This window comes from Streptomyces sp. WM6386, assembly GCF_000972385.1.
Lineage (GTDB): Bacteria > Actinomycetota > Actinomycetes > Streptomycetales > Streptomycetaceae > Streptomyces.
This window is the reverse complement of the sequence record NZ_JXTE01000217.1, coordinates 1-1054: the sequence shown is the minus strand read 5'-3', so window position 1 is coordinate 1054 and position 1054 is coordinate 1. Positions and strand designations below refer to the sequence as shown.

Sequence of the window (1054 nt, the reverse complement as noted above, 5' to 3'; positions counted from 1 at the left end):
GTCCGACGCGGCGCCGGCAGCCTGGCCGCTCTGCAGCGCGGCACACAGACCGCGCGCGATGTGGCCGCTCTGGAAACCCGACGCCCGGAGGGTCTGAAAACGCATGAGTACGACAGACCTGTCGTGGATGGTCCAGGACATCGTGGACAACGTGCCCAGGGCACGGCACGCCGTGGTGCTGTCCGCGGACGGCATTCCGCGCGGGGCCACGGACGGCCTGACCGGCCAGGACGTGCGCACCATCTCCGCGGCCATGGCCGGGATGCAGTCGCTCAGCCGGGCCACCGCCCACTTCCCCGGGACCTCGCAGGACCGGGCGGGGATTCAGACCGTGATCGAGTTCCAGCACGGCTGGGTGTTCCTGATCGGGGCCGGCCAGGGCGCCTATCTGGCCGCCGCCGCGGAGCCCGACGTGGACATGGAGCAGCTCAGCTTCCGTATGAACCGGCTGGTCGCCCGGCTGGGCAACAACCTCACCGCCCCGCCGCGGGTGAACACCCGTGAAGCGGAGCAGTACGGGGACAACGCCGAGGAACTGCGCGACGAGGCGGACAGGTCTGTCACCGTTCTCGGCGAACTGGACAAGGCCGTGGCCTCGGTACCGGGCGCCCTGCACGCTCTGCTGCTCGGTGCGAACGGTCTGCCGCGCGGGGCCAGCACGGGGATCGGCAGGGACCTCGCGGACACCATCTCGGCGGCCATGACGGGCATCCACCCCTACAGCCGGGCCACCGCGCCGTTCGCGGGCGGAGCGCACGACGACGAGTGGAGCCAGACGGTCATCGAGTTCCAGCACGGCTGGATCTTCCTGATCGCGGCCGGCGACGGCGACTTCCTGGCGGCGGCGGCCGAGCACGACTGCGACATCGAGGACTTCACCGCACATCTGAGTGACGCGATGCCCGCGCTCATCTCGCGGACGGTCGCGCAGGGAGAGAGGGCCAGCGATGCATGACGACCCGTCCAGTGAGCTCGAGCTGACGGCCCCCTTAGTCCCCCTCTTCATCGTTGCGGGGGGACGCGCACTGCCCCGGGACAGCGAGTACGAGCACAC

1 protein-coding gene is annotated in these 1054 nt (G+C 70.5%); it reads left to right on the top strand.

Annotated elements, in window-relative coordinates:
- Nucleotides 1-127 precede the first annotated feature (127 nt).
- Complete coding sequence (locus TN53_RS40845; RefSeq protein WP_046263944.1) at nucleotides 128-955, top strand: roadblock/LC7 domain-containing protein; 828 nt, start codon at nucleotides 128-130, stop codon at nucleotides 953-955.
- The last annotated feature ends 99 nt before the right edge of the window (nucleotides 956-1054 follow it).

Excerpts from the sequence above, each read along its gene's own strand:
- TN53_RS40845 (WP_046263944.1), top strand. The coding sequence starts at position 128 with ATGGTCCAGGACATCGTGGACAACGTGCCCAGGGCACGGCACGCCGTG.